Source organism: Pseudomonas sp. Leaf58 (genome assembly GCF_003627215.1).
GTDB lineage: Bacteria > Pseudomonadota > Gammaproteobacteria > Pseudomonadales > Pseudomonadaceae > Aquipseudomonas.
Window position 1 is genome coordinate 4,842,088 of sequence record NZ_CP032677.1, and the last position, 24,529, is coordinate 4,866,616.

Here is a 24,529-nt window from a genome sequence, read left to right on the forward strand (position 1 = left end):
GGTTTAAGCCAGACACGCAGAATGCTCCTCCAACAACTCACGAATGACCGGCGCCAGATCACTGGCCGCCAGGCCTCTACCTTTTACCCCCAGGCGCTCGCCCGCACAGGCGTGCAGCCAAACCCCCAAGCCAGCGGCGCTCCAGGCGTCCAGGCCTTGGGCCAGCAACGCTGCCAGCACGCCAGTCAGCACATCGCCCAGGCCAGCACCGGCCATTGCCGGGTGGCCGCGCTCGCACAGCAGCAGCCGCCCGGCCGGGTCGGCCACCAGCGTCCCGGCGCCCTTGAGCACGCAAACACTGTTGTAGCGGCGCGCCAGTTTACGCGCAGCGCCCGGGCGGTCGGCCTGCACCGCCTCGGTGGCAACGCCCAGCAGGCGCGCCGCCTCTCCCGGGTGCGGGGTAAGGATGCTGCCACTGGGTAGGGCCAGCGGCATGCGCGCCAGCAAGTTCAGGGCATCGGCATCCCACACCTGCGGGCGCTCGGCATTGGCCACCGCCGACAGCAGGCTGCGGCCCCATGCCGCCTGCCCCAGGCCAGGGCCTACCACCAGCACTGAAGCGCGCTCCAGCAGGCCCATCAACTGGTTGGCCGACGCCACCCCCAAACACATGGTTTCGGGCATGCGAGCCAGGCCAGCGACGACATGCTCGGGCCGGGTCGCCACACTAACCAGCCCGGCGCCACAGCGCAGGGCTGCTTCGGCACTGAGCAGCACGGCGCCCCCGGTACCGAGGTCGCCGCCGACCACCAGCACGTGGCCGAAGTCGCTTTTATGGGCATGCGCATGCCGCGCCGGCAAGTGTGCGACGGTCACGCTGCTGAGCAGTTGCGGGGCATTGCCAGGGTGTTTGGTCTGCGGCATGGGGTCAAAGGCTCCAATGTCTGGCAGAATTATACGCACCTGAGCCCGTATTGCCTTGCCCATCCATGCCCACCTGCACGCCTGACCTCGCCCAACTGGCCCAATCCATCAAGATTTGGGGCCAAGAACTCGGCTTTGCCCACGTTGGCATCGCCGGGGTCGACCTTGGCGAACACGAAAACCACTTGCAGCGCTGGCTCGACGCCGGCTACCAAGGCGAGATGGAATACCTTGGCGCCCACGGCAGCAAACGCGCACACCCCGAGCAGTTGATCCCCGGCACGGTGCGCGTGGTCTCGCTGCGCATGGACTATTTGCCCGGCGACACGCAGATGGCTCAGCGCCTGGCGCAACCAGAAACCGCCTATGTGTCGCGCTACGCGTTGGGCCGGGATTATCACAAGCTGGTGCGCAAGCGCGTGCAGTTCCTGGCTGACCGCATCCAGGAGGCCATTGGCCCGTTCGGTTACCGCGCCTTCGTCGACAGCGCCCCGGTGCTGGAAAAGGCCCTGGCCGAGCAGGCCGGGCTGGGCTGGATCGGCAAGAACACCCTGCTGCTTAACCGCAAGGCGGGCAGCTACTTCTTCCTCGCCGAGCTGTTCGTCGACCTGCCGCTGCCAGTGGACGAAGCCAGTACCAGCGAACATTGCGGGCGTTGCCAGGCCTGCCTGGACATCTGCCCAACCCAGGCATTCGTCGGGCCTTATGTGCTGGACGCACGGCGCTGCATCTCGTACCTGACCATCGAGCTGCGCGGTCCCATTCCTGTGGAACTGCGCGCGAAGATGGGCAACCGGGTGTTCGGTTGCGATGACTGCCAGATCGTCTGCCCATGGAACCGCTTTGCCAAGCACAGCCAAGAACAGGACTTCCAGCCACGCCACGGCCTGGAGAATGCCGAGCTGGCAGAGATGTTCCTGTGGGATGAAAGGACTTTCTTGCGCAAGACGGAGGGTGGGCCGCTACGGCGGGCGGGGTATGAGCGCTGGTTACGCAACCTGGCGGTGGGGTTGGGCAATGCGCCTTCGACGATCCCGGTGATCGAAGCGCTGAAGGCGCGGCGTGAAGATGCTTCGGAGCTAGTGCGCGAACACGTGCAGTGGGCGCTGGCCCAGCACGGCATTCAATAGGTGCGGTAGAAAGCTGGTACGCCCTTGTAAGAGCGTTAGCCTCACTGCTGGTCGTTGTAGTGGAACTTGGGCATTTCCCAATGGAACCGAATAGCCAGCAACCGCAATAGGAACCCGCCGAACAAGGTCAGCAGCATCGCCTGCTCCGCCGGCACATTGAAGTGCACACACCCCAGGTAAAACCACGCCGCTGCAAACGACACGCTGGCGTACAGCTCACGGCGAAACACCAGCGGAATGTCGTTGCAGAAGATATCCCGCAAGATCCCGCCAAACACCCCGGTGATCACTCCGCTGATAGACGCGACCAGCATGCCTTGCCCCATCTCCAGCGCGGTCATGCAGCCAATCAGGGTAAACGCCACCAGCCCCAGGGCATCGAGCACCAGGAACAGCGAGCGCAGGCGGCGCATCATCGGCGCGATGAAAATAGTCAGCAGCGCCGCGCAACTGGTCAGCACCAGGTACTCCGGGTGCTTCACCCAAGTCAGCGGGTAGTGCCCGAGCAGCACGTCGCGCACCGAGCCGCCACCCAGGGCAGTGACGCAGGCGATCAACACCACGCCGAACCAATCCATGCCGCGGCGACCGGCAGACAACGCGCCGGTCATGGCTTCGGCGGTGATGGCGATGAGGTAGAGCATCAACAACATGGTGCGGGTCCGTGGGGGCGTGCGAGAAAGGCGCGCAGTCTAACCAGTTGCCCATGGCACCAAAAGGGGGCGCAGACACAATATCTGCGCCCTTGCGGCTTACACCTTGATGAAGTGCTCGCGGTAGTGGCGCAACTCGGCGATCGATTCGCGGATATCGTCCAGCGCCAGGTGGGTATTACCCTTCTTGAAACTGTCACGCACGCTCGGCGCCCAGCGCGCGGCCAACTCCTTCAGGGTCGACACATCCAGGTTGCGGTAGTGGAAGTAGTTTTCCAGGCTACGCATGTGACGGTAAAGGAAGCGGCGGTCCTGGCAGATGCTGTTGCCGCAGATCGGCGACTTGCCCTTGGGCACCCACTGTTCGAGGAAGGCAATGGTCTGCGCCTCGGCGTCGGCCATGCTGACCTTGCTCTCGCGCACGCGCTGGGTCAGGCCCGATGCACCATGGGTGCGGGTGTTCCACTCGTCCATGCGCGCCAGCACATCGTCACTGTGGTGAATGGCGATCACCGGCCCTTCGGCCAAGGTGTTCAGCTCGCTGTCGGTGACGATGGTAGCCATCTCGATGATGACGTCGCTGTCCGGGTCCAGGCCGGTCATTTCCAAGTCGATCCAGATCAGGTTCTGTGGGTTTTGCATGCAGGGGCTCCTCGTATAGGCCGTCATATTAGCGTAGTGCTACAAACACGCCCATTCGCGGCGCGAAGGTAAGCGCGATGGCGCACCGCCTGGCGTGTTAAACTGCCTGCCGTTTTCAACCTGCCCCACCACGGAACCTTCATGGCCAAACGCCAGCTCAATCGCCGCCAGAACTGGCGAATCGAAAAAATCCAGGGCGAGCGCGCCGCGCGCGCCGCCAAACGCGAGCAGCACGCGCTGCAGGAGCTGGAGGGTGGCGACCTGGGGCCGGAGCAACTGGGCCTGGTGATTGCCCACTTCGGCGTACAGGTAGAAGTCGAGGCCCAGGACGGCGAAGCCGCGGGCCAGGTGTTCCGCTGCCACTTGCGCGCCAACCTGCCAGCACTGGTGACCGGCGACCGCGTGGTATGGCGCGCCGGCAACCAAGGCATTGGCGTGATCGTTGCGCAAATGCCGCGCAGCACCGAACTGTGCCGGCCGAACAACCATGGTCAGCTGAAGCCGGTGGCGGCCAACGTCGACCTGATCGTGATCGTCTTCGCACCCGCGCCCGAACCGCACCCCAACCTGATCGACCGTTATCTGGTGGCGGCGGAGCACGCTGGCATTCGCCCGCTGCTGCTGCTGAACAAGGCCGATCTGATCAATGCCGAGAACGGCCCAGGCCTGCATGCGCTGTTGGAGGTTTACCGCGAGCTGGGCTACCCGCTGCTGGAAGTGTCGGCACACCAGGGTGACGGCATGCAGCGCCTACAGCAGATGCTCGACGGCCACATCAGCGTGTTCGTGGGCCAGTCGGGGGTAGGCAAGTCGTCGCTGGTCAACAGCCTCCTGCCAGATGCCGGCACCCGTGTCGGCGACCTGTCGGAGTGGTCTGGCCAGGGCACCCACACCACCACCACCGCGCGGCTGTACCACTTCCCCAACGGTGGTGACCTGATCGACTCGCCGGGCATTCGTGAGTTCGGCCTTGGTCACGTCAGCCGTGATGATGTAGAAGATGGTTTCATCGAGTTCCGCGACCTGTTCGGCACCTGCCGCTTCCGCGACTGCAAGCATGACCGCGAACCGGGCTGTGCACTGCTCAAGGCGCTGGATGAGGGGCGCATTAAGCCGCAACGGATGAACAGCTATCGCTCGATCATCGCCAGCCTGCCGGAAGACGCCTACTGACCTAACCGCCTCCACAGGTTCCGCGCCAGCTTCAGCTATAGCGCGATCCCGTAGGGGTTACTGCTCCTTGGCCTCATCCATCTTCAGCGTCCCCTCTTCGAAGATGTTCAGCTTCTGGCGTAGCTCGCGCGGCTGCATAGGCACTTGCTCGGGGCCGGCGCCGGCCCCTGGCGCAGCCGGTGCCGCAGCGCCCGGCGCCGCAGGTGCTGCTGCCGGCGCTTCCGGGGCGCCCTGTTCGCCTTCGATGTCGCGCTGGGCCTTCTTGGTCAGCACAATGATGTCGATACGGCGGTTGACCGGGTTGAATGGGTCCTCGCGATCGAACAGCGACGACGAGGCATAACCCACCACTCGCGCCACCTGGCCATCCGGGTAACCACCCATCACCAACGCACGGCGTGCAGCGTTGGCACGGTTGGCCGACAGCTCCCAGTTGCCGAACTCACCACTGCCGGCGTACGGCTTGGCATCGGTGTGGCCGCTGATGCTGATCTTGTTCGGCACCGCCTTGATGGTGTCGGCCATGGCCAACAGGATGTCCTCAAAGTAAGGCTGCAGGCGCGCGCTGCCAATGTCGAACATCGGCCGGTTTTCGGCATCCATGATCTGAATGCGCAGGCCGTCTTGGGTGATCTCGAACAGGATCTGATCCTTGAACTTCTGCAGTTGCGGGTTCTCTTCCACCTTGTTCTGCAGTTCTTGCAGCAGCAACTCCAGGCGCTCGCGCTCGACCTGTTCGGCCATGGTCTCGACCTGGTCCTTACTCAGTTGAGTGGGGGATTGCTGCGTCGGCTGGGTCTTCACCTCCGGGTTGATGGTCTTGTCTGGCGCCATCTCGGGCGAGCCACCCAAGTCAATGACATAGGGCGTGCCACTTTCGGAGAAGCCGATCGGGTCCTGGAAATAACCTGCAATGGCGATCTTCTGCTCAGGGGTGGCCGTCGACATCAACCACAGCACCAGGAAGAACGCCATCATCGCAGTGGCGAAGTCGGCAAAGGCGATTTTCCAGGCGCCGCCATGGTGGCCGCCGCCAAAGCGCTTGACGCGCTTGATGATTATCGGCTGATTGTTTTCCATGACTCAGCGACCGCGTACTGCTTGTTCCAGCTCGGCGAAACTTGGGCGGTGCCTCGGATACAGCACCTTGCGCCCGAACTCGACCGCCAACGAAGGCGGCATGCCCGAGGCCGAGGCCACCAGCGAAGCCTTGATCGACTCGTAGAGGTTCAGTTCTTCCTTGGCATCGTGCTCCAGGCACTTGGCCAGCGGGCCGAAGAAGCCATAGGCCGCCAGAATACCGAAGAAGGTACCGACCAACGCTGCACCTACGTGCATGCCGATAGCCGCCTGGTCGCCCTCGCCCAGCGAGGCCATGGTTACCACGATACCCAGTACCGCCGCGACGATACCGAAGCCGGGCATGCCGTCGGCGATGCCGGTCACCGCATGGGACGGGTGCTCCAGCTCTTCCTTCATGCTCAGCAGTTCCATGTCGAACAGGCCCTCGAGCTCGTGCGGGGCCATGTTGCCAGTGGACATGATGCGCAGGTAGTCACAGACGAACGCGGTCATGCGCTCATCGGCCAGCACCGTTGGGTACTTGGCGAAGATCGGGCTGGCCGCGGCGTCCTCGATATCGGCCTCGATGGCCATCATGCCTTCACGGCGGCTCTTGTTGAGGATCTCGTACACCAGGCCCAGCACTTCCAGGTAGAAGGCGTGACTGAAGCGCGAGCCGAACATCTTCATCGACTTCTTGATGACGTGCATGGTCATGTGGCCAGGGTTGGCCTGCAGGAATGCACCGAAGGCCGCACCGCCGATGATCAGTACTTCGAACGGCTGGATCAGCGCCGCGATCTTGCCGTGGGAGAGCACGTATCCGCCGAGCACGCTCGCGAATACGACGATGATGCCGATAATTTTAGCCATAGGTTCAAAGCACTTGCTGTCGTGGTCAGGGGAAGAGACGGGAGCTTTAAAACTCTTCTTCTACTTATCGGCAGAACTGCGCCAGACTATAGCCACTCATTGCGAAAAGCCAGTTCGGACTGATGTCAAAATGCCAATCGAAACCAAGGTGCCTGCTCAAGCCCCACGTACGCTAGAGGCCTGGGTAAAGCTGCTGGAGAGTGTCCGCATCCCCGTGCCGAAGCCCAGCTACGACCGGGTCATGGCTGCCATCCACGATAGCCGCCGCTCGCTGCGCGATATCGCCGAACTGATGCAGGACAGCCCGGCGCTGGTGCTTTCGGTGATGCGCGAAGCCAACCACCCCACCAATGCCAGCCTGGCCGAACCGGCCGAGAGCCTGGAGGTTGCCCTTAACCGCCTGGGCCTGGAGCGCAGCGAACAACTGCTCAAGCGCCTGCCGGTGGTGCCCGTCGAAGAGATACCACCAGTGCTGTGCCAGTTCCAGCTAATCAGCCAGCACGCCTCGCAGCAGGCCAGCGGCCTGTTCGCCAGCCGCCTGGCACGGCTTTGGCAGGAAATTCACTGGGGCAGCCTGCTGTTTCTGTCGCCACTATGGCCCCTGGCGCTGGCCTACCCCAAGCTGCTCGATAGCTGGGAGCTGCGGGTTATCCACAAGGGTGAAGACGCCGCCCATGTCGAGGAAGAGCTGTTTGGCGTGCGGATCATGGCGCTGTGCCAGACCATGGCGGAGTACTGGCGCCTGCCACAGTGGGTGACCCAGGGTTACCGCCTGCTGCTGGAGGAGCGCGAACAACTGGCGCAGGTGCTCAACATCGCCCGCGACCAGGACCTGCTCAGCCAGCAGCACCGCCTGGACGCTGAGCCCGGCCTGCGCCGCTGGTTCAACCAGCCGGCCAATACCGTACTGCTGGCCAATAACCTGGCCCTGGCAGCCCAGGTGGGCTGGGACAACCCGCACCTGCTGCGCTGGCAGCTGCTGACCGCACTGTACCTGCAAACCTCGCTGGAAGACGTGCAGCAGCAGGTGCACCAGCAGGCTGCGGCCAGCGCCCGACGCCACGCCCAGCATGCCCTGTTCCACCCGGCCGAAGCGCTGATCTGGCCTTGGCACCAGCGCCGCCCCCACCCGGACATGCTGGCACCGCCACCGCCCAACAGCGACGACCTGGCGCGCTGGCGCACGCTGTGCCAGCACCTGTTGGCCCAGCCCAGCCCGTTCACCAACACCGTGCACCTGGCCACCCAGGCGCTCGAAGCCCTGCTGGCCTGCGGCATGCAGCGCATCCTGCTGCTGAGCCTGGACAAGGCCAGCGACTACCTTCGGGTGCAGCAACTTGCCGGCCTGCCAAAGGAAGCCGGGGCCCTGGCCCTGCAGGTGTCACAGAACAAACTGCTGCAAAAGCTGCTGGCCCAGGCCGGGCAATTGCGCATCACCCCGGAAAACCACAGCCAGTTCTCAGCCCTGCTGCCGGCCCCGCTGCGTGCCTTGTTCCGCAGCGAGCACGTGCTGCTGCGTTCGCTGGCGGTGAACGACCAAGTGCTGATGCTGATAGTGGCCGACCAAGGCTGCCGGCCATTGGCCGATATCAGCGTACAAGCCTTCGGCAAGACCGCCCAATGCACCGAGCGGGCGCTGTCGGTGTTTGCCAACCGCAAAGCCTGAGCCTTGCGCTACAATCGCCCCTCTTTCCACACTGGAGACCGTGGATGACTGACTTTTCCGGCCTGCCGCTGGTGATCGAAGCCGCAGATCTGCTGCCACGCCTGGGTTCACCCCAGCTGATCCTGGTCGACCTGAGCAGCGCCAACCGCTATGTCAGCGGGCATATCCCGGGCGCACGCTTCGTCGAAGGCAAGCGTACCCAGCTCGGCCACCCTCCCGCACCGGGCCTGCTGCCGGCCCAAGGCGAGCTGGAAAAACTGTTCAGCGAACTTGGCCACCGCGACGATGCTGTGTATGTGGTGTATGACGACGAGGGCGGTGGCTGGGCCGGGCGCTTCATCTGGCTGCTCGACGTGATCGGCCACAAGGGTTATCACTACCTCAACGGCGGCATCCAGGCCTGGCCGGCAGACAAACTCTCCACCGAAGTGCCCGCCAACGGCAGCACACCGGTGCAGCTGCACATCGACAGCGCGCCCACCGCCACCCGCGAATACCTGCAAAGCCGCCTTGGCGCCGATGACCTGGTCATTTGGGACGCTCGCGGCCCGCAGGAATTCAGCGGCGAGAAAGTACTGGCAGCCAAGGGCGGCCACATTCCCGGCGCGATCAACTTCGAGTGGACGGCCGGTATGGACCTCAACGACCACCTGCGCATCCGCCGGGACATCGCCGAAGTCCTGCAGAACCTGGGCATCACCCCCGACAAGGAAGTGATCACCCACTGCCAGACCCACCGCCGCTCCGGTTTCACTTACCTGGTGGCCAAGGCCCTCGGCTACCCACGCGTCAAGGCCTACGCCGGCTCGTGGAGCGAATGGGGCAACCACCCGGACACGCCTGTAGAAGTTTAAGGAACCTGCATGAAATCCCGTTTGTTCATCATCAGCCAGTACCTGCTGCCGCACCACCTGCTATCGCGGCTGGCCGGCTGCGTCGCCGAGTGCCGTGTGCGCTGGTTCAAAAACGCTTTCACCGCCTGGTTCGCCAAGCGCTATCAAGTGAACATGAGCGAAGCCCTGGTCGAAGACCTGAGCGCCTATGAGCACTTCAATGCGTTCTTCACCCGTGCCCTGAAGCCGGGCGCTCGTCCGCTGGACGAAACCCCAGGCGCCATCCTGTGCCCTGCCGACGGTGCCGTCAGCCAGCTTGGCCCAATTGAGCACGGCCGCATCTTCCAGGCCAAGGGCCACGGTTACAGCGCCCAGGAGCTACTGGGCGGCGACCCGGCGATGGCCGCGCCGTTCATGGGCGGCGAATTCGCCACCATCTACCTGTCGCCTAAGGACTACCACCGCGTGCACATGCCGCTGGCCGGTACCTTGCGCGAAATGGTCTACGTGCCGGGCCGTCTGTTCTCGGTCAACCAAACCACCGCAGAGAACGTCCCCGAGCTGTTCGCCCGCAACGAGCGCGTGGTCTGCCTGTTCGATACCGAACGCGGGCCGATGGCCGTGGTGCTGGTTGGCGCGATGATTGTCGCCTCGATCGAAACCGTCTGGGCCGGGCTGGTGACGCCGCCCAAGCGTGAGCTGAAGACCTTCCGCTACGACGAAGCCAGCCGTGCGCCTATCCACCTGGAGAAAGGTGCCGAGCTGGGCCGCTTCAAGCTGGGCTCGACCGCCATCGTGCTGTTTGGGCCGGAGCAGGTGAAATGGGCTGAGAGCCTGGGTGCAGGTTCTGCTGTGCGTATGGGGCAGCAGTTGGCGGCGCCTGCGCAGGCTTGATTGCGGTTTTTGCTTTGAAGTGGCTGGCGCGGTTTATTTAGCGCCTGTGAGATCGAGCGCCGCCCGCGCGGCGCTTCGCGGGACAAGCCCGCTCCCACATTTGTTGCAACGTGGCCATGCCTGTGGGAGAGGCGTTGTCAGCCTTGGTGCATGGCTTGAGACAATTGAGGCGGCAGCGAGGCTAACTCAGAACTTCAGCCAGCCTCACAAGGCTGACAACCATGGCCTGACAGGTTCGGCACGTTGCAACAAATGTGGGCGCGGGCTTGCCCCGCGAAGCGCCGCGCGGGCGGCGCTCGATCTCACAGGCGCCGAAAATCCAACGGCGAATCAGCCGCGCGCATCGCGGTCGCGCAAGCCCAACAGGTAAAGCACCCCATCCAGCCCCAAGGTGGAAATCGCCTGCTTGGCCGACTGGCGCACCAGCGGTTTTGCGCGGAACGCCACACCCAGCCCGGCCAGCGACAGCATCGGCAAGTCGTTGGCACCGTCACCGACGGCAATGGTCTGTTCCAGCTGCAAGCCTTCTTCGCTGGCCAGCTTCTGCAGCAGCTCGGCCTTGCGTTGGGCGTCGACGATTGGCTCCACAGCAACGCCAGTCACCTTGCCGTCGACCACCTCCAACTCGTTGGCGAACACATAATCGATGCCCAGGCGCGCCTGCACCTGGCGGGCAAAGTAAGTGAAGCCACCGGACAGGATCGCGGTTTTATAACCCAGGCGCTTAAGCTCGGCGAACAGGTTCTCGGCGCCTTCGGTCAGGCGCAACGACGCACCGATCTCGTCCAGCACGCCCACGTCCAGGCCCTTGAGCAGGGCCATGCGCTCCTTGAAACTGGCGCGGAAATCCAGCTCGCCACGCATGGCGCGTTCGGTAATCGCCGCCACTTGCTCACCCACACCCGCAGCCTTGGCCAGTTCGTCGATGACTTCGGCCTCGATCAGCGTCGAGTCCATGTCGAACACCGCCAGGCGGCGGTTGCGGCGGAACAGGTCGTCCTTCTGGAAAGCGATATCGATGCTCAGCTCTTCGGCCAAAGCAAAGAAGTCGGCGCGCAGGGCCTGGGCGTCGCTTGGCACGCCACGCACGGAAATCTCGACGGCTGCCTTACCCTTGTCGGTTTCTGCATCCAGTGCCACACGGGCCGACAGGCGCTCGATGCGCTCGATGGTCAAGCCGTAGTGGCTGATCACCGCACTCACCCGCTGCAACTGCTCGGGGGTGATCTTGCGGCTAAGCAGGGTGACGATATGGCGCGCCTCGCCCTGGCCGTCGGCCCAGTGCTGGTAGTCCGCCTCGGAAATCGGCGTGTAGCGGGCCTGCAGGTTCAGCTCATGGGCCTTGGCCTGCACGCTTTGCAGCAAGCCGGTGGCCACTTCGTTGTCTGGGATATCGACCAGGATGCCGAACGACAAGGTGCCGTGCATAACTGCCAGACCGATGTCGAGAATGCTCACACCGCCCTGCAGCAGGACGCCGGTGATGGCCGCAGTGAGACCGGGACGGTCCTCACCGGTGATGTTGATCAGGACGATTTCGCGCACAACCTGGCTCCGACTTCGATGAAAAATGCGCATTCTACCGATTTTCCATGACCATCGGGCGCCAACGATACTTTGCCGACAAAACCCGGCTCGCTATACTGCCCCCACTTCATGCCATTAAGAGCCGAGCTCAGTGAACCGGCCCACGCCCGTCAAACCAGACAACTTCTTCCTGATGATCTATCGCGCCCTGAGTCAACGTCGCGTGCCGCTGGCACTGCGTATCGCCTGCACCAACATCTTCCTGGTGGCGCTGGCACTGGTGATCTATGCCTGCGTGATGGGCCTGCAGTTCAAGCAGGCCATGCACGAACAGGCCGATGCTCTAGGCCAGAGCCTGACCACCCAGACGGCCACCTCGGCGACCGAGCTGCTGGTGTCCAACGACATCCTCAGCCTCAACGTGCTGCTCGGCAACCTGGTGAAAAACCCGTTGGTGGCCCATGCGGCGATCTACAGCGTGGACAACCGCATCCTTGCCGAAGCAGGCCAACGCCCGCGCAACAGCCTGCTGGGCGAGGCCGAAGGCCTGTACCAGACCAAGATCACCTTTCAGGACGTGACCGCCGGGCAACTGCGCATCAGCCTGGACATGAGCCAGTTCCAGCAACCGATGCTGATCAGCCTGCAGAGCATGGGCATCCTTGCCGCCATCCTGCTGGTGTTGGCCCTGACTCTAAGCCTGCGCCAAGGCCGCTTCATCACCCTGCCACTGCTGCAACTGCGGGTGTGGCTGCGCGACCCGCAACCCTATACCCCGGCCACCGACCGCCAGGACGAGATCGGCGATATCGCCCGCCAGCTGCATGCGCGCCTGGCCCCGCCGCCGCCGCCAGAGCCAGAGCCTGAGGAAGAGGACGACGAGCACTTCGACGACCTGCACGAACCGGCCCAGCCAGTGAAAGCCGCGCCACGCGCCAAGGTTGCCGCCCCGGTTGATGAAGATGATGACGAAGCCTTCGCCGGCTTGCTGGACGACGATCACACACCCAAGGCTGCCGTGGTCGAGTCCGACGAGCCACAATTCAGTGCAGTGCTCGCCGTGCAACTGGGCTCGCAGGAACAGCTGCGACGCCTGCCACGCACGCGCCTGACCGAGTTGACCGAGCGCTATCGCGATTGCCTTGAACACGCCGCCTCGCTCTACGACGGCGAAACCCACACGCTCAATGACGGCAGCACCTTGGTTCTGTTTCACAGCCGCGACTGTGGCGAGGACTACCTGACCAACGCCATTTGCTGCGGCGAGCTGTTGCGCGCCCTAGGCCACGCGCTGCAAATCGAAGTAGCGGACAGCGGCATCACCCTACAACTGCAACTGGGCTTAGCCCTGGGCAACGACCTGCAGGGGCTGGAGCTGGTGGACCTGCTGATGGCCGAAAAGGCCCAGGACGCCCTGGCGCTGTCGCAGCACAGCCGCAACCTGTTGCTGGTGGAGCGGCAGATCAGCGACGACACGCTTATTCGCCAGCGCGCGCGCATTCGCCCAATTGCCAGCCCGGAAGGCGCCTGCTGCGTGGAACGGCTGATGGAGCCCTACCCGTCGATGCTGGAACGCCAGTTAGCGCGGATGCACGAGCGTAGGGCCTGACAGACATACGCCCCTACAGGGACCGCGCCAACCTTCCGGCAGGTTTATTGCAGATACAAAAAAGCCCGCAACGATGCGGGCTTTTTTGTATCTGGTTCGATCAGAACCGATAGACTTCCATATCGGTACGAATCGGCGCAGCCATCGGGATCTTGGATTTCTCCGGCGCCTTCTTCACCTGCACCGGCGCAGCGGCTTTTTTAGGCGACTCTTCGGCAATTGCCGGCTGGTTCGCCAGCGGCTTCACCGCCGTGCTCAGCTGTTCGGCCAGTTTCTGCAGCAATTGGCCTTGGGCCTGCACCTGCGATGCTTCACTCCCCTGGTGCGGCTGCTCGAGGTGAATGATACGGTTGTCACGCACATGGCCACGGCGGTCCAGCAGGCGCCACTGGGCATCAAGGATGGCTGGCTGGTCTTTGCCCGAGTCCAGGCGAGTGATCGAAAGCAGCACCTGAACATCCGGACTGAAACCGGGGGTAGCCGGGGCCAGCACCACGCGCTGGCTGTCCAGGCGCCAGGCAAGCTGACGTACCAGCAGTTGGTCGATGTCCGACGAAAGGCTACCCGCCCAACGACCGTCGATCGCCGAACTCAGGCTGCCATCGGCTTGGCGCTGCAGGAATGTTTCGCGTTGCAGGTAATCGGCCACCGATACCGGGCCGAGCACCACGGCCATGCCCGCACTCTGCGAAGGCTGGCCAGGATCACCACTGTCGAGCTGGTACAGGGCAACCGGCTGGTGCATGGTGCACCCGCCAAGGCCCAGCAAGCCAGTCATCAACAGCGCAAATGGAAGGCGCAGAAATTTCATCATCCCATCCAGGCGGTCGCCAACAGGCCAACCGCAGTGATACATGTATAGATTCAATCGGGCACACGGCCACGCCGGCACCGCAAGGGCCATATCATCCGCGAAATAACCGTCCGACTCCAGCATTTCTGCCTGGAACGGCGCTGAAATTGCCGTTCCAGACATTTCAACGGGCTACGCTGGCACTTCCACCAGCAAACTATCGACCCGCTGGAACCCGCGCGGTAGCTTGCTGCCACGCCGTCCCCGCTCGCCCTTGTAATGCTCCAAGTCGTCCCCTTTCAGAGATAGGGTACGCTTGCCGGCTTGCAATACAAGGGTCGCGCCCTCGGCAATCACGGCCAAATCGGTCACAAACTCTTCTCGGCTTGCCACCCGGTCGCCCGGCACACCGATAATCTTGTTGCCCTTGCCTTTGCCCAGCTGGGGCAAGTCGCTGACCTTGAACACCAGCAGGCGCCCTTCGGTGGTCACCGCTGCCAGCCAGTCCTCCTCGCGGTTGGCTACCGGGCGCGGGGTCATGACCTTGGCCCCATTGGGCAGGCTGAGCAAGCCCTTGCCGGCCTTGTTTTTAGCCTGCAGGTCTTCACCCTTTACCACAAAGCCGTAACCGGCATCCGAGGCCACCACGTACAGCGCGTCGTCCTCTGGCAGCAGCACGCATTCAAAAGTAGCCCCTGGGGGCGGCGTCAGGCGGCCGGTCAGGGGTTCACCCTGGCCACGCGCCGACGGCAGGCTGTGGGCCGCCAGTGAGTAGCTGCGGCCAGTGGAGTCAATGAGCACGGCAAACTGGTTGGAGCGCCCGGCGGCGGCTGCCTTGAAGCCATCGCCGGCCTTGTACGACAGGCCGGTGGCGTCGATGTCGTGGCCCTTGGCGCAGCGCACCCAGCCCTTTTCCGACAGCACCACGGTCACCGGCTCGGTCGGCATCAGCTCGTTTTCCGACAGGGCCTTGGCTTCGGCGCGCTCGACGATCGGCGAGCGGCGGTCGTCGCCGTAGGTTTCGGCATCCTTGATCAGCTCGCTGCGCACCAGCTTGCGTAGCTTGGCCTCGCTGCCCAGCAGGGCCTGCAGCTTGGCTTGTTCCTTGAGCAATTCGTCCTGTTCGCCGCGGATCTTCATCTCTTCCAGGCGCGCCAGCTGACGCAGGCGGGTTTCGAGGATGTAGTCGGCTTGAATCTCGGTCAGCTCGAAGCGGGCGATCAGGGCCTGCTTGGGGTGTTCCTCGGTGCGGATGATGTGGATCACTTCATCCAGGTTGAGGAAGGCGGTGAGCAAGCCGTCCAGCAAGTGCAGGCGCCTCTCCACCTTGTCCAGGCGATGCTGCAGGCGACGACGAACGGTTTGGGTGCGGAACGTGAGCCACTCCACCAATAGCGCGCGCAAGTTCTTCAACTGCGGCCGGCCATCAAGCCCGATGATATTGACGTTGACCCGGTAGCTGCTTTCCAGGTCGGTAGTGGCGAACAGGTGCTGCATCAGCTCGTCGGCGTCCACGCGGTTGGAGCGCGGGATGATGACAATACGGCAGGGGTTCTCGTGGTCCGACTCGTCACGCAGGTCGGCCACCATCGGCAGTTTCTTGGCCTGCATCTGCGCGGCGATCTGCTCCAGCACCTTGGCCCCGGAGACTTGGTGCGGCAGCGCAGTCACGACGATGTCGCCATCCTCGACACGGTATACGGCGCGCATGCGAATCGAGCCGCGGCCGCTTTCGTACATTTTGAGGATCTCGGCCCGCGGGGTGATGATCTCCGCCTCGGTCGGGTAGTCCGGCCCCTGAATGTGCTCGCACAATTGCTCGATGGTGGCCTTGGGCTCGTCAAGCAGACGCACGCAGGCACTGGCCACCTCACGCAGGTTGTGCGGCGGCACGTCAGTGGCCATGCCCACCGCAATACCGGTGGTACCGTTGAGCAGGATATTGGGCAGGCGCGCTGGCAGCACGGCTGGCTCTTCCAGCGTGCCGTCGAAGTTCGGCACCCAGTCCACGGTACCCTGGCCCACTTCGCTGAGCAGCACTTCGGCGTAGCGCGACAACCGCGCCTCGGTGTAACGCATCGCAGCGAACGACTTCGGATCGTCCGGCGCACCCCAGTTACCTTGGCCGTCGACCAGGGTATAGCGGTAGCTGAACGGCTGCGCCATCAGTACCATGGCCTCATAGCAGGCCGAATCGCCGTGGGGGTGGAATTTGCCGAGCACGTCACCGACGGTACGTGCCGATTTTTTGTGCTTGGCATCGGCATCGAGCCCCAACTCGCTCATGGCGTAGACGATGCGTCGCTGCACCGGCTTCAGGCCATCGCCGATGTGCGGCAAGGCGCGGTCCATGATCACGTACATGGAATAGTTGAGGTAGGCCTGTTCGGTGAAGTCAGCCAGCGAGCGGCGTTCGACGCCGTCCAGGCTGAGTTCCAGTGAGTCGCTCATGCGGGCCTCGTCATTTCAGGTTCTGGCGCAGCAACATGGTGCCGCCGCGCTGGGTAAATTCAAGTTGTTTCAGGGCACTCATGCCCAACAATACGGTTTGCCCGTCCAAGCCCGGCACCACAATGGCGCGCACGTCCTGTAGGCGGATATCGCCCAGTTGCAGGCTGGCCAGGCGCGTCCGGTAGCCTTCGGTACGGCCATTGGCGGTACTGAGCTGCACCGGGCTGCCGCGCGCCAGGCCCAGCTCGCGGCCCAATGCTTCGGGGATGGCCACGTCGGTAGCGCCGGTGTCGAGCATGAAATGCACCACCTGGCCATTGATCGCGCCATCTAGCACGAAGTGGCCCTGGCCGTTACCCAACAGGCGCACCTCGATAAAGCCTTCGCCATGCGATGACTGTACCTGTGCATTAGGGTTGCGCTGGCGGTCTTCCCATTGGCCGAAGAAGCGCGTGGCAAGGAACAACGCCGCCGCCCAGGCGACGAGCATCAGTACCTTGCCCGCTCGCTTACCCGGCGCCAGGCTCATGGCTTGGCGCTCCAACCGCCTTGCGGCGCATCAAAGCGCCACACGATCGGGCGTGTCTCGCCATCGGCACGCGCGCCGTTGTTGTTGTCCAGGCCAACCCAGGCACCCTTGGCATCGATCACCAGGGCCTCAGCCAGGCCAAACGGCTGTTCGTAACGGCGCGACTCAACCAGCGCATCGGCAGCGAACGACCAGCAACGCTCGACCACGCCGCTGTCAGCGTCACGCCGGCAGACTCGGTAGGCGTTGCGCTCGAGGGTGAACAGCTTGCCTTCAAACCAGGCCAGGTCGGAGAAATCGCGCGACAGTGCCCGGGCATTGGGCATTTGCGCCGGCTGCTGCTCGACCCCTGCTTCGCTCAGCAGCACACAACTGCGCCCGCAAGTCCATAACGACTGCTGGCGCTCAATGGCGACCAGGCCGCGCCGCTCGCGCTCAGCGGCCAGCCACAGGCGATCACCCGCCGGGCTGATTGCCAGGCCCTCGAACAAGGCATTGAAGTTCAACAGCATACCGCTGGCCCGGGCCTGGCGGACCATGGCCGGGTCAATCTTCAACCAATCCGCCCCGCCGTCCACCGGCAATTGCAGCACGGCGGCATGGGCCTCGCTGACCAGGTATAGGTTGCCCGCCTGGTCGCAGGTGATGCCTTCAAAGTCCAGTTCGCCACCGCGAATATACGAGGCCGCCCAATTGCGCGACTTCAAGCCCCACGGCAGACCGCTCTCCGGCACCGCTGGCGCGGTGAAGGTGAGCGGCTGCGCCCGCCAGGTGGGGTTTTGCTGGTCGAGGCGATAGATGCGGTCGTCGTCCCGATCGGACACCCCCCACAACGCGCCCCGGCATTCCACAAGGCCTGACAGGTTGCCGCCGCGCATACCCTCGACGGGGTGTTCGGCACTGAGTTTCAGCTCTGGCCAGTTGCCCGCCAGGCTCGGCAGGGCAACCAGCGCCAGACAGGCCGCCAGAAGCAGCCGAATCAAACCATGACCTCGGCCAGGTTACCCTTGGTTTCCAGCCAGCTCTTGCGATCACCGGCGCGCTTCTTGGCCAGCAGCTTGTCCATCAGCTCGCAGGTGGCCTGCACATCGTCCAGGGTCAGCTGCACCAGGCGCCGGGTGTTCGGGTCCATGGTGGTTTCACGCAGTTGTGGCGGGTTCATCTCCCCCAGGCCCTTGAAGCGGGTGACCTGCGGCTTGCCGCGCTTCTTCTCGGCCACCAGGCGGTCGAGGATGCCGTCACGCTCGGCTTCATCGAGGGCGTAGTAGATTTCCTTGCCCAAGTCGATGCGGTACAGCGGCGGCATGGCCACATAGACATGCCCGGCCTCGACCAGCGCACGGAAATGCTGGACAAACAGTGCACACAGCAGTGTGGCAATGTGCAGGCCGTCGGAGTCGGCGTCGGCGAGGATGCAGATTTTGCCGTAGCGCAGTTGCGCAAGGTCAGTAGCACCGGGGTCGACGCCGATGGCTACGGCGATGTTGTGCACCTCCTGGCTGGCCAACACTTCGCCGCCGTCCACTTCCCAGGTGTTAAGGATCTTGCCGCGCAGCGGCAGGATCGCCTGGAATTCCTTGTCCCGCGCCTGTTTGGCGGAGCCACCGGCCGAGTCACCCTCAACCAGGAACAGCTCGGCCCGCATGGGGTCCTGCCCGGCGCAGTCGGCCAGCTTGCCGGGCAGTGCCGGGCCCTGGGTGATGCGCTTGCGCTCGACTTTCTTGCTAGCCTTCAGGCGACGGCCGGCGTTGCTGATGGCCAGCTCCGCCAGCTGCATGCCCAACTCGGGATGCGCGTTGAGCCACAGGCTGAAGGCGTCCTTGACCACACCGGAAACGAAGGCCGCGGCCTCGCGTGACGACAGGCGCTCTTTGGTCTGCCCAGAGAATTGCGGCTCCTGCATTTTCATCGAGAGCACGAAAGAGATGCGCTCCCAGACGTCCTCCGGCGCCAACTTCACCCCTCGCGGCAGCAGGTTGCGGAACTCGCAAAACTCGCGCATGGCATCCAGCAGGCCTTGGCGCAGGCCGTTCACGTGCGTGCCGCCTTGGGCGGTGGGGATCAGGTTGACGTAGCTTTCCTGCACGCTGTCGCCACCTTCAGGCAACCACAGCAGCGCCCAGTCTGCGGCTTCCTTGTTGCCGGCCAGGCTGCCGCAGAATGGCTCGTCTGGCAGGCGCTGGAACTCGCTGACCGCATCGACCAGGTAGGAGCGCAGGCCGTCCTCATAATGCCATTCGACCTTTTCGCCGCTGGCCTTGTCCTCAAAGCTGACCAGCAGGCCCGGGCACAACACGGCCTTGGCCTTGAGCACGTGCTTGAGGCGGCTGACGGAGAACTTGGGCGAATCGAAGTACTTAGGGTCAGGGCTAAAGTAAACGCTGGTGCCGGTGTTGCGCTTGCCAACCGAGCCGACCACTTCCAACTCGCTGGCCTTGAAGCCATCGGCGAAAGTCATCTGGTATTCGTTGCCGTCCCGTTTGACGCGCACGCGCACCTGGGTCGACAGGGCATTGACCACCGAGATACCGACACCGTGCAGGCCGCCAGAGAACTGGTAGTTCTTGTTGGAAAACTTGCCGCCGGCGTGCAGCTTGGTAAGAATCAGTTCCACCCCGGACACGCCCTCTTCCGGGTGGATGTCCACGGGCATACCGCGGCCATCGTCGCTGACTTCCAGCGAGTGGTCGGCATGCAGGATGACCTGCACCGAGCGGGCGTGCCCGGCCAAGGCTTCGTCGACGCTATTGTCGATAACTTCCTGGGCCAGGTGGTTCGGGCGGCTGGTATCGGTGTACATGCCCGGCCGCTTACGAACCGGGTCAAGGCCCGAGAGGACTTCGATGGCGTCTGCGTTATAGGCGCTAGCGCTGGGATTGGCCATAGGGTCTCGTCGTCAGTCTGGTGAATGCAGGAAAGTCAAAATACAGAAAAATCGATTGCTGCGTACTGCCCGCGGGCAATGCCGGCGAAGGCCAGCAGGGCTGGCAGGCGCTCGGCGAAGCCCTGGAAGCTGTGGTCGCCCCCGGCCTGGATGCGCAGGGCACAGGCACGGTAATAACGCTCGGCGTGGCGGTAGTCCAGGGTTTCATCGGCAGTTTGCAGCCACACTTGATAACGGCTGGCGTCCACTGGGGCAGGGACTTCCAGCTCGGCCAGGGCCTGCACGTGATCGTGGGTCAGTTCCCAGGTTTCTCCGCTGTAGTAATTACGCTGGGTGCCTAGGTAACCGTCGAAATGCTTGTGCGGGGTTACCGCCGGGTTGACCAGCAAGGCCTTGAGGCCGTGGCGCTCGGCCAGATGGGTGGCATAGTAGCCGCCGAGCGAACTGCCTACCAGCAGTGGCGCGCCAAGTTCGGCAATGGCCGCTTCGAGCTGGGTGATGGCCTGGCGCGGGTGGTGATGCAGGGCGGGCAGCCGCAACTGGTCGGCCAGGCCGAGCTGTTGCATGACCGCCTCGAGCTGGCGTGCCTTGGTCGACAGCGGTGAACTGTTGAAGCCATGGATATAGAGGATGGAACCCGACATGCTGCCCCCGGTAATCTGTGGCTTCGCGCCCGGTGAGGCGGGCGCAGGGACGCGCAGTGTAGCGCGTTCGCCGGGTTTTGACGCAGTGTCACGGGTTTCGCAACAATTTCTTCAACAGCGCCGGTGCGTTCAGCGGCCCCACAATGTTCAATACCCGGGGCTATCGAAGTCGAGCTTGACCTCGAAATCCAACGCTCGCTCTACCCCGGTTTCCAACCGCCCGTCGGCATGCAGGCGCAACCAGCGATACCCCGGTTGCTCCTCGCTTACCGCAAAGTCCTCGCTGCCAGCGGCGAACTGAATACAGGTCGACGGCGTGGCCAGCAGGCGCCGCCCCGCGCGCACTTCATCCCATTCCTGGTGCACATGCCCCCATAGCAACGCGCGCACCTGTGGATAACCTTCGATGATAGCGAACAAGGCCTGGGCATTGCGCAAGCCGATCGGCGCAATCCAGGCACAACCGATGTCCACCGGCTGATGGTGTAAACACACCAGGCAATGCCGCTCGTCTGCGCCCCTCAAAGCCGCGTCCAGCAGTACCAGTTGATCATCCGCCAACAGCCCGTGCGTCGCCCCCGGCACTGCGGTGTCGAGCATGACGATGCGCCACGCGCCGATATCGGTCACCGCTTGTACCAGCTCAGGCGCCACCTGGGCCATGACCTTGGCCTCGTCATGGTTGCCCGGCAACCAGCGGGTGGCTACGCCAAACGGCGCGGTCAGGTCTCGGAACGCTTGGTACGACGCCACACTGGCGTCCTGGGACAGGTCCCCGGTGCACAACAACAGGTCGGTATGCGCTTGCTCGCGCAGCGCCTGCGCCACCACATGATGCAGGCTGTCACGGGTATTGAGCCCGAGCATGGTGCCTGTCGGCGCGGCGAACAGGTGAGCATCGGTCAGTTGGAGCACATGCACAGGGCGGGATGAATCAGGGCGTAGCAACGGCCATCTCCTTTCAGCGAACACTGGCCAGTTCATGGCCACACGCCAGGCAGTGGCTCAACCACTCACCCAGGAACAGGTTGAGCTGGGCCTTTTCATCTGGCTGGTGCATACCGGCGTTGGGATAGGGGTAGATACTGCGCAAGCGCCGGGCATGTTCCGCGCTGACCACTTCGGCCATGCGCGCATCGTGGTACACCTGCACTTCCAGATGCGGCACCGGCAGCCACGGCAAGCTGTGCTCCTGGCGCACATGCAAAGTGGTGGTGTACGGGCAGGCCAGCACCACATCGAGCACCAGCACGCCGAGCATTTGGTCGCCCTGGGTCATGCCGATGCGGCGCGAGCTCTGGGTGGTGCGCATGTCTGGCAACAGGCGCATCAGCCGGGCGTAGTTGGCCTCGCAGGCTGCCTGCAGCCCAACCAGGTCGACCCGATAACGCTCGCGCAACAGGTTCACTTCCACATACCTCGTACTTCATCACGGTTCAGCGCCAGCCATTGCAGGCCGATGATGGTCGCTGCATTGCAGATGCGCCCGTCGCGCACCGCCTGCAAGGCATCCTCGAACGACCACACGCGCACGCGAATGTCCTCACCTTCTTCTTCCAGGCCATGCAGCCCGCCTGCGCCCTCGCTGGTGCAACGGCCTAGGAACAGGTGGACGTATTCGTCACTGCCGCCGGGCGACGGGAAGTAACGGGTCATCGGCCACAGGGCACTGAAGGTGAGGCCAGCTTCTTCTTCGGCTTCACGGTGGGCAACCTCTTCAGGTTGTTCGTCCTTGTCGATCAGCCCGGCGACCATCTCGATCAACCAAGGGTTATCAACTTTGTCCATGGCACCGACGCGGAACTGCTCGATCAGCACCACTTCATCGCGCTGCGGATCGTAGGGCAGCACGCACACGGCATCGTGACGCACAAATAGCTCGCGACTGATTTCGCGGCCCAAGCCGCCAGCGAACAGTTCGTGGCGCAGGCGCACCTTGTCGAGCTTGTAGAAGCCCTGGAAACAGTTGGCCCGCTCGGCGATCTCGAACGCCTTGGGTACCGAATTCAACGTGTCAGACATGGAAACCCTCGTTGCTACATCAACCGCACAATGACCGCATCGCGCCATCCTACTCTGCACGCTTGCCCGTTTCATCCCTTTCCGGCAACCGTTCGCGCACTCGGGACAGTCCGTCTTCACTCTGTTAGCTTAGTGGCGAACTGAAGGCCGCGCAGACGGTCAAAGGCCGACTTTTCCCTGTTCTGCAAGGATCATCATGACACTTGTCAAACTGACTTCCGTGGCCGTGCTGGCACTCGCTCTTGGTGCCTGCCAAAGCTTGTTCACGCCTAACTACCGGGCACCGCTCGAGGTCAAGCGCGACGCCTGGGAACATGTCAAACCCGGCTGCAGCGAAAGCGACTGCCCGCTGGTTAACATCGACATGATCCATTTCCCGGCCCTGCCCAAACTCGACGGTATCGTCGAAAAGCGCCTGCTGCAGCTGACCGAAGATAATCAGCATGGCACCGCGCCAAGCACCCTGCAGGCCTATGAGCAGCAATACCTGGCCGGTGCCGACAAACGTAACAGCAGTTACCTGCAAGCCAAGGTACGCGAGCAGCATGACGGGCTGGTGATCATCGAGCTGTCCAGCTACCTGGACAGCGGCGGCGCCCACGGCATGCCTGGGCGTGGTTTCATCAACTATTCGCGCAAGCTGGACAAGGTGCTAACCCTGCAGGACATGCTGTTGCCCGGCCAGGAAGACACCTTCTGGAAAACCGTCGAGGAATCGCACCGCGCCTGGCTGATAAGCGTGGGCATGGACAAGGACGCCGAGTTCATCAAGACCTGGCCGTTCCAAAAATCGCCGCACGTCGCCCTGACGTACGGCGCGGTGGTGGTCAAGTACGAGGTTTACTCCATCGCGCCCTACTCCATGGGCCACGTGGAGTTGAAGATCCCCTACCCGCGCCTGAACGGCGTGCTCAAGCCTGAGCTGTTTCCCGGCCGCGGCTGAAGCTCAGTAGCCCATGCAGAAGCCCTGCCAGCAGCAATGCCGGCAGGGTCGCCCCCAGGTCCGGCGCTTGCACGGCGATGACATGGTAAGCCGCCACACCCACCGCCCAGGCCAGCAGCGCCTGCCAGTGCAAGCCCGCCACCTGTGCCGGCAGGCGGCGGCGACGGATCACGTAATGGTCCATCAGTACCACACCGAACAGCGGCGCGAACACCGAACCGATCAGCAGCAGGAAGTTCTCGTACTGTGCCAGTGGTGCCAGCAGGGCGATCAATGTGCACAGCACACCAATGGCCAGCGCCAGGTGCTCGACCTTCAAGCGCACCAACACGCCAGTCGAAACCGCCGCTGAATGGATATCGGCAAAGGCCTTTTCCGACTCATCCAGCAGAATCAGCAGCAGTGGAATGCCCATGCCGGCGCCGGCCAGGGCTAGCAGCAGGGCGTTGGCTTCCCCATTGGCGGCAAAGGCCAGGGTGTAAGCCACGCCCAGGCTCATCAGCCAGGTGTTGCCGATGAAATAACCCAGTACCGTACCGCCGAACACATGCTTGCCGTTGCGGGCGAAGCGTGAGTAGTCGGCGATCAGCGGTAGCCATGACAGCGGCATGGCGATGACGATGTCGAAGCCCACCGCCAGCGACATCGAACCATCCCCAGCACGGCTCCACAACGCCGCCAGGTCGGCCTTGGCGAACAGGTTCCAGGTCAGCCACAGGCAGGCACCCAGCAGCAGCCAGATACCCCAGGCGCGCAGCACCTTGCGCACGAACGCAAGCGGCCCGCTGACCGCGAGCAAGGTAGCCAGGGCGCCGAAGCACAGGGTCCAGAGCATCGGGCTGTTCCAGGCACTGTCTTCACCAAACGCCCGCGCGCCCAGCAGGCTGGCGGCATCGCGCATGACGATGATTTCGAAGGCGCCCCAGCCCACCAGTTGCAGCAGGTTGAGCAGCGCCGGCAAGCGCGCGCCATGGCCGCCCAGGCTGAGTTTCAGGGTACCCATGGCCGACAGGCCGGTATCGCTACCGATGACACCTGCGGCGCCCAGCAACAACACGCCCACACCCGTGCCCAAGGCGATGGCCAGCACCGCGCTAGCAAGGCCCAGGCCAGGGGCCAGCATGGCGCCGACCTGCAGCACCATCAGGCCGATGCCGAGGGAGAACCACAGCGAGAACATGTCGCGGGCACCGAAGATGCGCTGGGCGGTGGGGACCGGGTGGTCGGGGGAGAATTGGCTGGTGGTGGTCATTGTTATGTTCGCCAGAAGAATTATGAGTTGCTGCCCCCTGTTGTAGGAGCGGGCTTGCCCGCTCCTACAACAACAGGGAGTTGCG

Annotated in this window: 23 protein-coding genes; 7 read left to right on the plus strand and 16 right to left on the minus strand. The window is 63.6% G+C overall.

Annotation, left to right across the window (positions count from 1 at the left end; all coding sequences use genetic code 11):
* Positions 1 to 3 precede the first annotated feature (3 nt).
* Positions 4 to 864: an NAD(P)H-hydrate dehydratase gene (locus DV532_RS22540; RefSeq protein WP_056796651.1), complete on the minus strand. Its 861-nt coding sequence runs from the start codon at positions 862 to 864 to the stop codon at positions 4 to 6.
* A 65-nt stretch (positions 865 to 929) separates the two neighbouring features.
* On the opposite strand from DV532_RS22540, the gene queG reads away from it, so the two are divergent.
* Positions 930 to 1,994 carry a tRNA epoxyqueuosine(34) reductase QueG gene (gene queG / locus DV532_RS22545; RefSeq protein WP_056794686.1) on the plus strand — a complete coding sequence of 355 codons (1,065 nt, stop codon included), beginning with the start codon at positions 930 to 932 and terminating at the stop codon, positions 1,992 to 1,994.
* Positions 1,995 to 2,035: 41 nt separating this feature from the next.
* Here queG and DV532_RS22550 read toward each other — a convergent pair whose 3' ends face one another.
* Together DV532_RS22550 and orn are read right to left on the minus strand one after the other, a co-directional pair.
* Positions 2,036 to 2,647: a trimeric intracellular cation channel family protein gene (locus DV532_RS22550; protein WP_056794685.1), complete on the minus strand. Its 612-nt coding sequence runs from the start codon at positions 2,645 to 2,647 to the stop codon at positions 2,036 to 2,038.
* Positions 2,648 to 2,746: 99 nt separating this feature from the next.
* Positions 2,747 to 3,289 carry an oligoribonuclease gene (gene orn, locus DV532_RS22555; protein ID WP_056794683.1) on the minus strand — a complete coding sequence of 181 codons (543 nt, stop codon included), beginning with the start codon at positions 3,287 to 3,289 and terminating at the stop codon, positions 2,747 to 2,749.
* 141 nt (positions 3,290 to 3,430) lie between these two features.
* Here orn and rsgA point away from each other — a divergent pair, with 141 nt between their 5' ends.
* Positions 3,431 to 4,462 carry a small ribosomal subunit biogenesis GTPase RsgA gene (gene rsgA / locus DV532_RS22560; RefSeq protein ID WP_056794681.1) on the plus strand — a complete coding sequence of 344 codons (1,032 nt, stop codon included), beginning with the start codon at positions 3,431 to 3,433 and terminating at the stop codon, positions 4,460 to 4,462.
* A gap of 57 nt (positions 4,463 to 4,519) precedes the next feature.
* Here rsgA and motB read toward each other — a convergent pair whose 3' ends face one another.
* Together motB and motA are read right to left on the minus strand one after the other, a co-directional pair.
* Positions 4,520 to 5,542, minus strand: coding sequence for a flagellar motor protein MotB (motB, locus tag DV532_RS22565; protein WP_056794679.1), 1,023 nt, complete (start codon positions 5,540 to 5,542; stop codon positions 4,520 to 4,522).
* Positions 5,543 to 5,545: 3 nt separating this feature from the next.
* Positions 5,546 to 6,397 (minus strand): flagellar motor stator protein MotA, encoded by an 852-nt coding sequence (motA, locus tag DV532_RS22570; RefSeq protein WP_056794677.1) that lies wholly within the window; start codon positions 6,395 to 6,397, stop codon positions 5,546 to 5,548.
* Between the two features lie 130 nt (positions 6,398 to 6,527).
* Between motA and DV532_RS22575 the strand changes: the two genes are divergently transcribed.
* Genes DV532_RS22575 through asd form a run of 3 tightly spaced genes read left to right on the plus strand, consistent with a single transcriptional unit; the run spans position 6,528 to position 9,790 of the window.
* Positions 6,528 to 8,063 carry an HDOD domain-containing protein gene (locus DV532_RS22575; protein ID WP_056794676.1) on the plus strand — a complete coding sequence of 512 codons (1,536 nt, stop codon included), beginning with the start codon at positions 6,528 to 6,530 and terminating at the stop codon, positions 8,061 to 8,063.
* Between the two features lie 44 nt (positions 8,064 to 8,107).
* A complete protein-coding gene (locus tag DV532_RS22580; protein ID WP_056794674.1) occupies positions 8,108 to 8,917 on the plus strand; it encodes a rhodanese-like domain-containing protein in 810 nt (269 codons plus the stop codon).
* A 9-nt stretch (positions 8,918 to 8,926) separates the two neighbouring features.
* On the plus strand, positions 8,927 to 9,790 hold the full coding sequence (asd, locus tag DV532_RS22585) for an archaetidylserine decarboxylase (protein WP_056794672.1): 864 nt from the start codon (positions 8,927 to 8,929) through the stop codon (positions 9,788 to 9,790).
* Positions 9,791 to 10,120: 330 nt separating this feature from the next.
* Here asd and serB read toward each other — a convergent pair whose 3' ends face one another.
* Positions 10,121 to 11,335, minus strand: a complete 1,215-nt coding sequence (gene serB / locus DV532_RS22590; RefSeq protein ID WP_056794670.1) for a phosphoserine phosphatase SerB — start codon at positions 11,333 to 11,335, stop codon at positions 10,121 to 10,123.
* Positions 11,336 to 11,468: 133 nt separating this feature from the next.
* On the opposite strand from serB, the gene DV532_RS22595 reads away from it, so the two are divergent.
* A complete protein-coding gene (locus DV532_RS22595) occupies positions 11,469 to 12,926 on the plus strand; it encodes an AhpA/YtjB family protein (protein WP_056794668.1) in 1,458 nt (485 codons plus the stop codon).
* A gap of 100 nt (positions 12,927 to 13,026) precedes the next feature.
* On the opposite strand, the gene DV532_RS22600 is transcribed toward DV532_RS22595, so the two are convergent.
* From DV532_RS22600 to DV532_RS22640, 9 genes are all read right to left on the minus strand, one after another.
* Positions 13,027 to 13,737, minus strand: coding sequence for a membrane integrity-associated transporter subunit PqiC (locus tag DV532_RS22600; RefSeq protein ID WP_056796648.1), 711 nt, complete (start codon positions 13,735 to 13,737; stop codon positions 13,027 to 13,029).
* Positions 13,738 to 13,911: 174 nt separating this feature from the next.
* Positions 13,912 to 16,170 carry a DNA topoisomerase IV subunit A gene (gene parC, locus DV532_RS22605; protein WP_056794666.1) on the minus strand — a complete coding sequence of 753 codons (2,259 nt, stop codon included), beginning with the start codon at positions 16,168 to 16,170 and terminating at the stop codon, positions 13,912 to 13,914.
* Between the two features lie 10 nt (positions 16,171 to 16,180).
* Positions 16,181 to 16,699 carry a TIGR02281 family clan AA aspartic protease gene (locus DV532_RS22610; RefSeq protein WP_056794664.1) on the minus strand — a complete coding sequence of 173 codons (519 nt, stop codon included), beginning with the start codon at positions 16,697 to 16,699 and terminating at the stop codon, positions 16,181 to 16,183.
* Entirely contained in the window at positions 16,696 to 17,682 is a 987-nt protein-coding gene (locus DV532_RS22615; protein WP_056794662.1) for an esterase-like activity of phytase family protein, read from the minus strand. Before DV532_RS22615 ends, DV532_RS22610 begins: the two co-directional genes overlap by 4 nt.
* Positions 17,679 to 19,583, minus strand: a complete 1,905-nt coding sequence (gene parE / locus DV532_RS22620) for a DNA topoisomerase IV subunit B (protein WP_056794660.1) — start codon at positions 19,581 to 19,583, stop codon at positions 17,679 to 17,681. Before parE ends, DV532_RS22615 begins: the two co-directional genes overlap by 4 nt.
* Positions 19,584 to 19,618: 35 nt before the next feature.
* Positions 19,619 to 20,227 carry a YqiA/YcfP family alpha/beta fold hydrolase gene (locus DV532_RS22625; protein ID WP_056794659.1) on the minus strand — a complete coding sequence of 203 codons (609 nt, stop codon included), beginning with the start codon at positions 20,225 to 20,227 and terminating at the stop codon, positions 19,619 to 19,621.
* Between the two features lie 147 nt (positions 20,228 to 20,374).
* A complete protein-coding gene (gene cpdA / locus DV532_RS22630; RefSeq protein WP_120715374.1) occupies positions 20,375 to 21,175 on the minus strand; it encodes a 3',5'-cyclic-AMP phosphodiesterase in 801 nt (266 codons plus the stop codon).
* 13 nt (positions 21,176 to 21,188) lie between these two features.
* Positions 21,189 to 21,641, minus strand: a complete 453-nt coding sequence (locus DV532_RS22635; protein ID WP_027592506.1) for a DUF1249 domain-containing protein — start codon at positions 21,639 to 21,641, stop codon at positions 21,189 to 21,191.
* The gene (locus DV532_RS22640) at positions 21,632 to 22,249 is read right to left on the minus strand and encodes an NUDIX domain-containing protein (RefSeq protein WP_056794656.1); all 618 of its coding nucleotides are present in this window, start codon (positions 22,247 to 22,249) and stop codon (positions 21,632 to 21,634) included. Before DV532_RS22640 ends, DV532_RS22635 begins: the two co-directional genes overlap by 10 nt.
* 196 nt (positions 22,250 to 22,445) lie before the next feature.
* On the opposite strand from DV532_RS22640, the gene DV532_RS22645 reads away from it, so the two are divergent.
* On the plus strand, positions 22,446 to 23,192 hold the full coding sequence (locus tag DV532_RS22645) for an RsiV family protein (RefSeq protein WP_056794654.1): 747 nt from the start codon (positions 22,446 to 22,448) through the stop codon (positions 23,190 to 23,192).
* Here DV532_RS22645 and cytX read toward each other — a convergent pair.
* Complete coding sequence (gene cytX / locus DV532_RS22650) at positions 23,161 to 24,444, minus strand: putative hydroxymethylpyrimidine transporter CytX (protein ID WP_056794652.1); 1,284 nt, start codon at positions 24,442 to 24,444, stop codon at positions 23,161 to 23,163. The genes DV532_RS22645 and cytX overlap by 32 nt on opposite strands.
* Positions 24,445 to 24,529: the final 85 nt, after the last annotated feature.

Coding starts and splice junctions, on each gene's coding strand:
- DV532_RS22540 (WP_056796651.1), bottom strand. CDS start 864: ATGCCGCAGACCAAACACCCTGGCAATGCCCCGCAACTGCTCAGCAGC.
- queG (WP_056794686.1), top strand. CDS start 930: ATGCCCACCTGCACGCCTGACCTCGCCCAACTGGCCCAATCCATCAAG.
- DV532_RS22550 (WP_056794685.1), bottom strand. CDS start 2,647: ATGTTGTTGATGCTCTACCTCATCGCCATCACCGCCGAAGCCATGACC.
- orn (WP_056794683.1), bottom strand. CDS start 3,289: ATGCAAAACCCACAGAACCTGATCTGGATCGACTTGGAAATGACCGGC.
- rsgA (WP_056794681.1), top strand. CDS start 3,431: ATGGCCAAACGCCAGCTCAATCGCCGCCAGAACTGGCGAATCGAAAAA.
- motB (WP_056794679.1), bottom strand. CDS start 5,542: ATGGAAAACAATCAGCCGATAATCATCAAGCGCGTCAAGCGCTTTGGC.
- motA (WP_056794677.1), bottom strand. CDS start 6,397: ATGGCTAAAATTATCGGCATCATCGTCGTATTCGCGAGCGTGCTCGGC.
- DV532_RS22575 (WP_056794676.1), top strand. CDS start 6,528: ATGCCAATCGAAACCAAGGTGCCTGCTCAAGCCCCACGTACGCTAGAG.
- DV532_RS22580 (WP_056794674.1), top strand. CDS start 8,108: ATGACTGACTTTTCCGGCCTGCCGCTGGTGATCGAAGCCGCAGATCTG.
- asd (WP_056794672.1), top strand. CDS start 8,927: ATGAAATCCCGTTTGTTCATCATCAGCCAGTACCTGCTGCCGCACCAC.
- DV532_RS22600 (WP_056796648.1), bottom strand. CDS start 13,737: ATGAAATTTCTGCGCCTTCCATTTGCGCTGTTGATGACTGGCTTGCTG.
- parC (WP_056794666.1), bottom strand. CDS start 16,170: ATGAGCGACTCACTGGAACTCAGCCTGGACGGCGTCGAACGCCGCTCG.
- DV532_RS22610 (WP_056794664.1), bottom strand. CDS start 16,699: ATGAGCCTGGCGCCGGGTAAGCGAGCGGGCAAGGTACTGATGCTCGTC.
- parE (WP_056794660.1), bottom strand. CDS start 19,583: ATGGCCAATCCCAGCGCTAGCGCCTATAACGCAGACGCCATCGAAGTC.
- DV532_RS22625 (WP_056794659.1), bottom strand. CDS start 20,227: ATGTCGGGTTCCATCCTCTATATCCATGGCTTCAACAGTTCACCGCTG.
- DV532_RS22640 (WP_056794656.1), bottom strand. CDS start 22,249: ATGTCTGACACGTTGAATTCGGTACCCAAGGCGTTCGAGATCGCCGAG.
- DV532_RS22645 (WP_056794654.1), top strand. CDS start 22,446: ATGACACTTGTCAAACTGACTTCCGTGGCCGTGCTGGCACTCGCTCTT.
- cytX (WP_056794652.1), bottom strand. CDS start 24,444: ATGACCACCACCAGCCAATTCTCCCCCGACCACCCGGTCCCCACCGCC.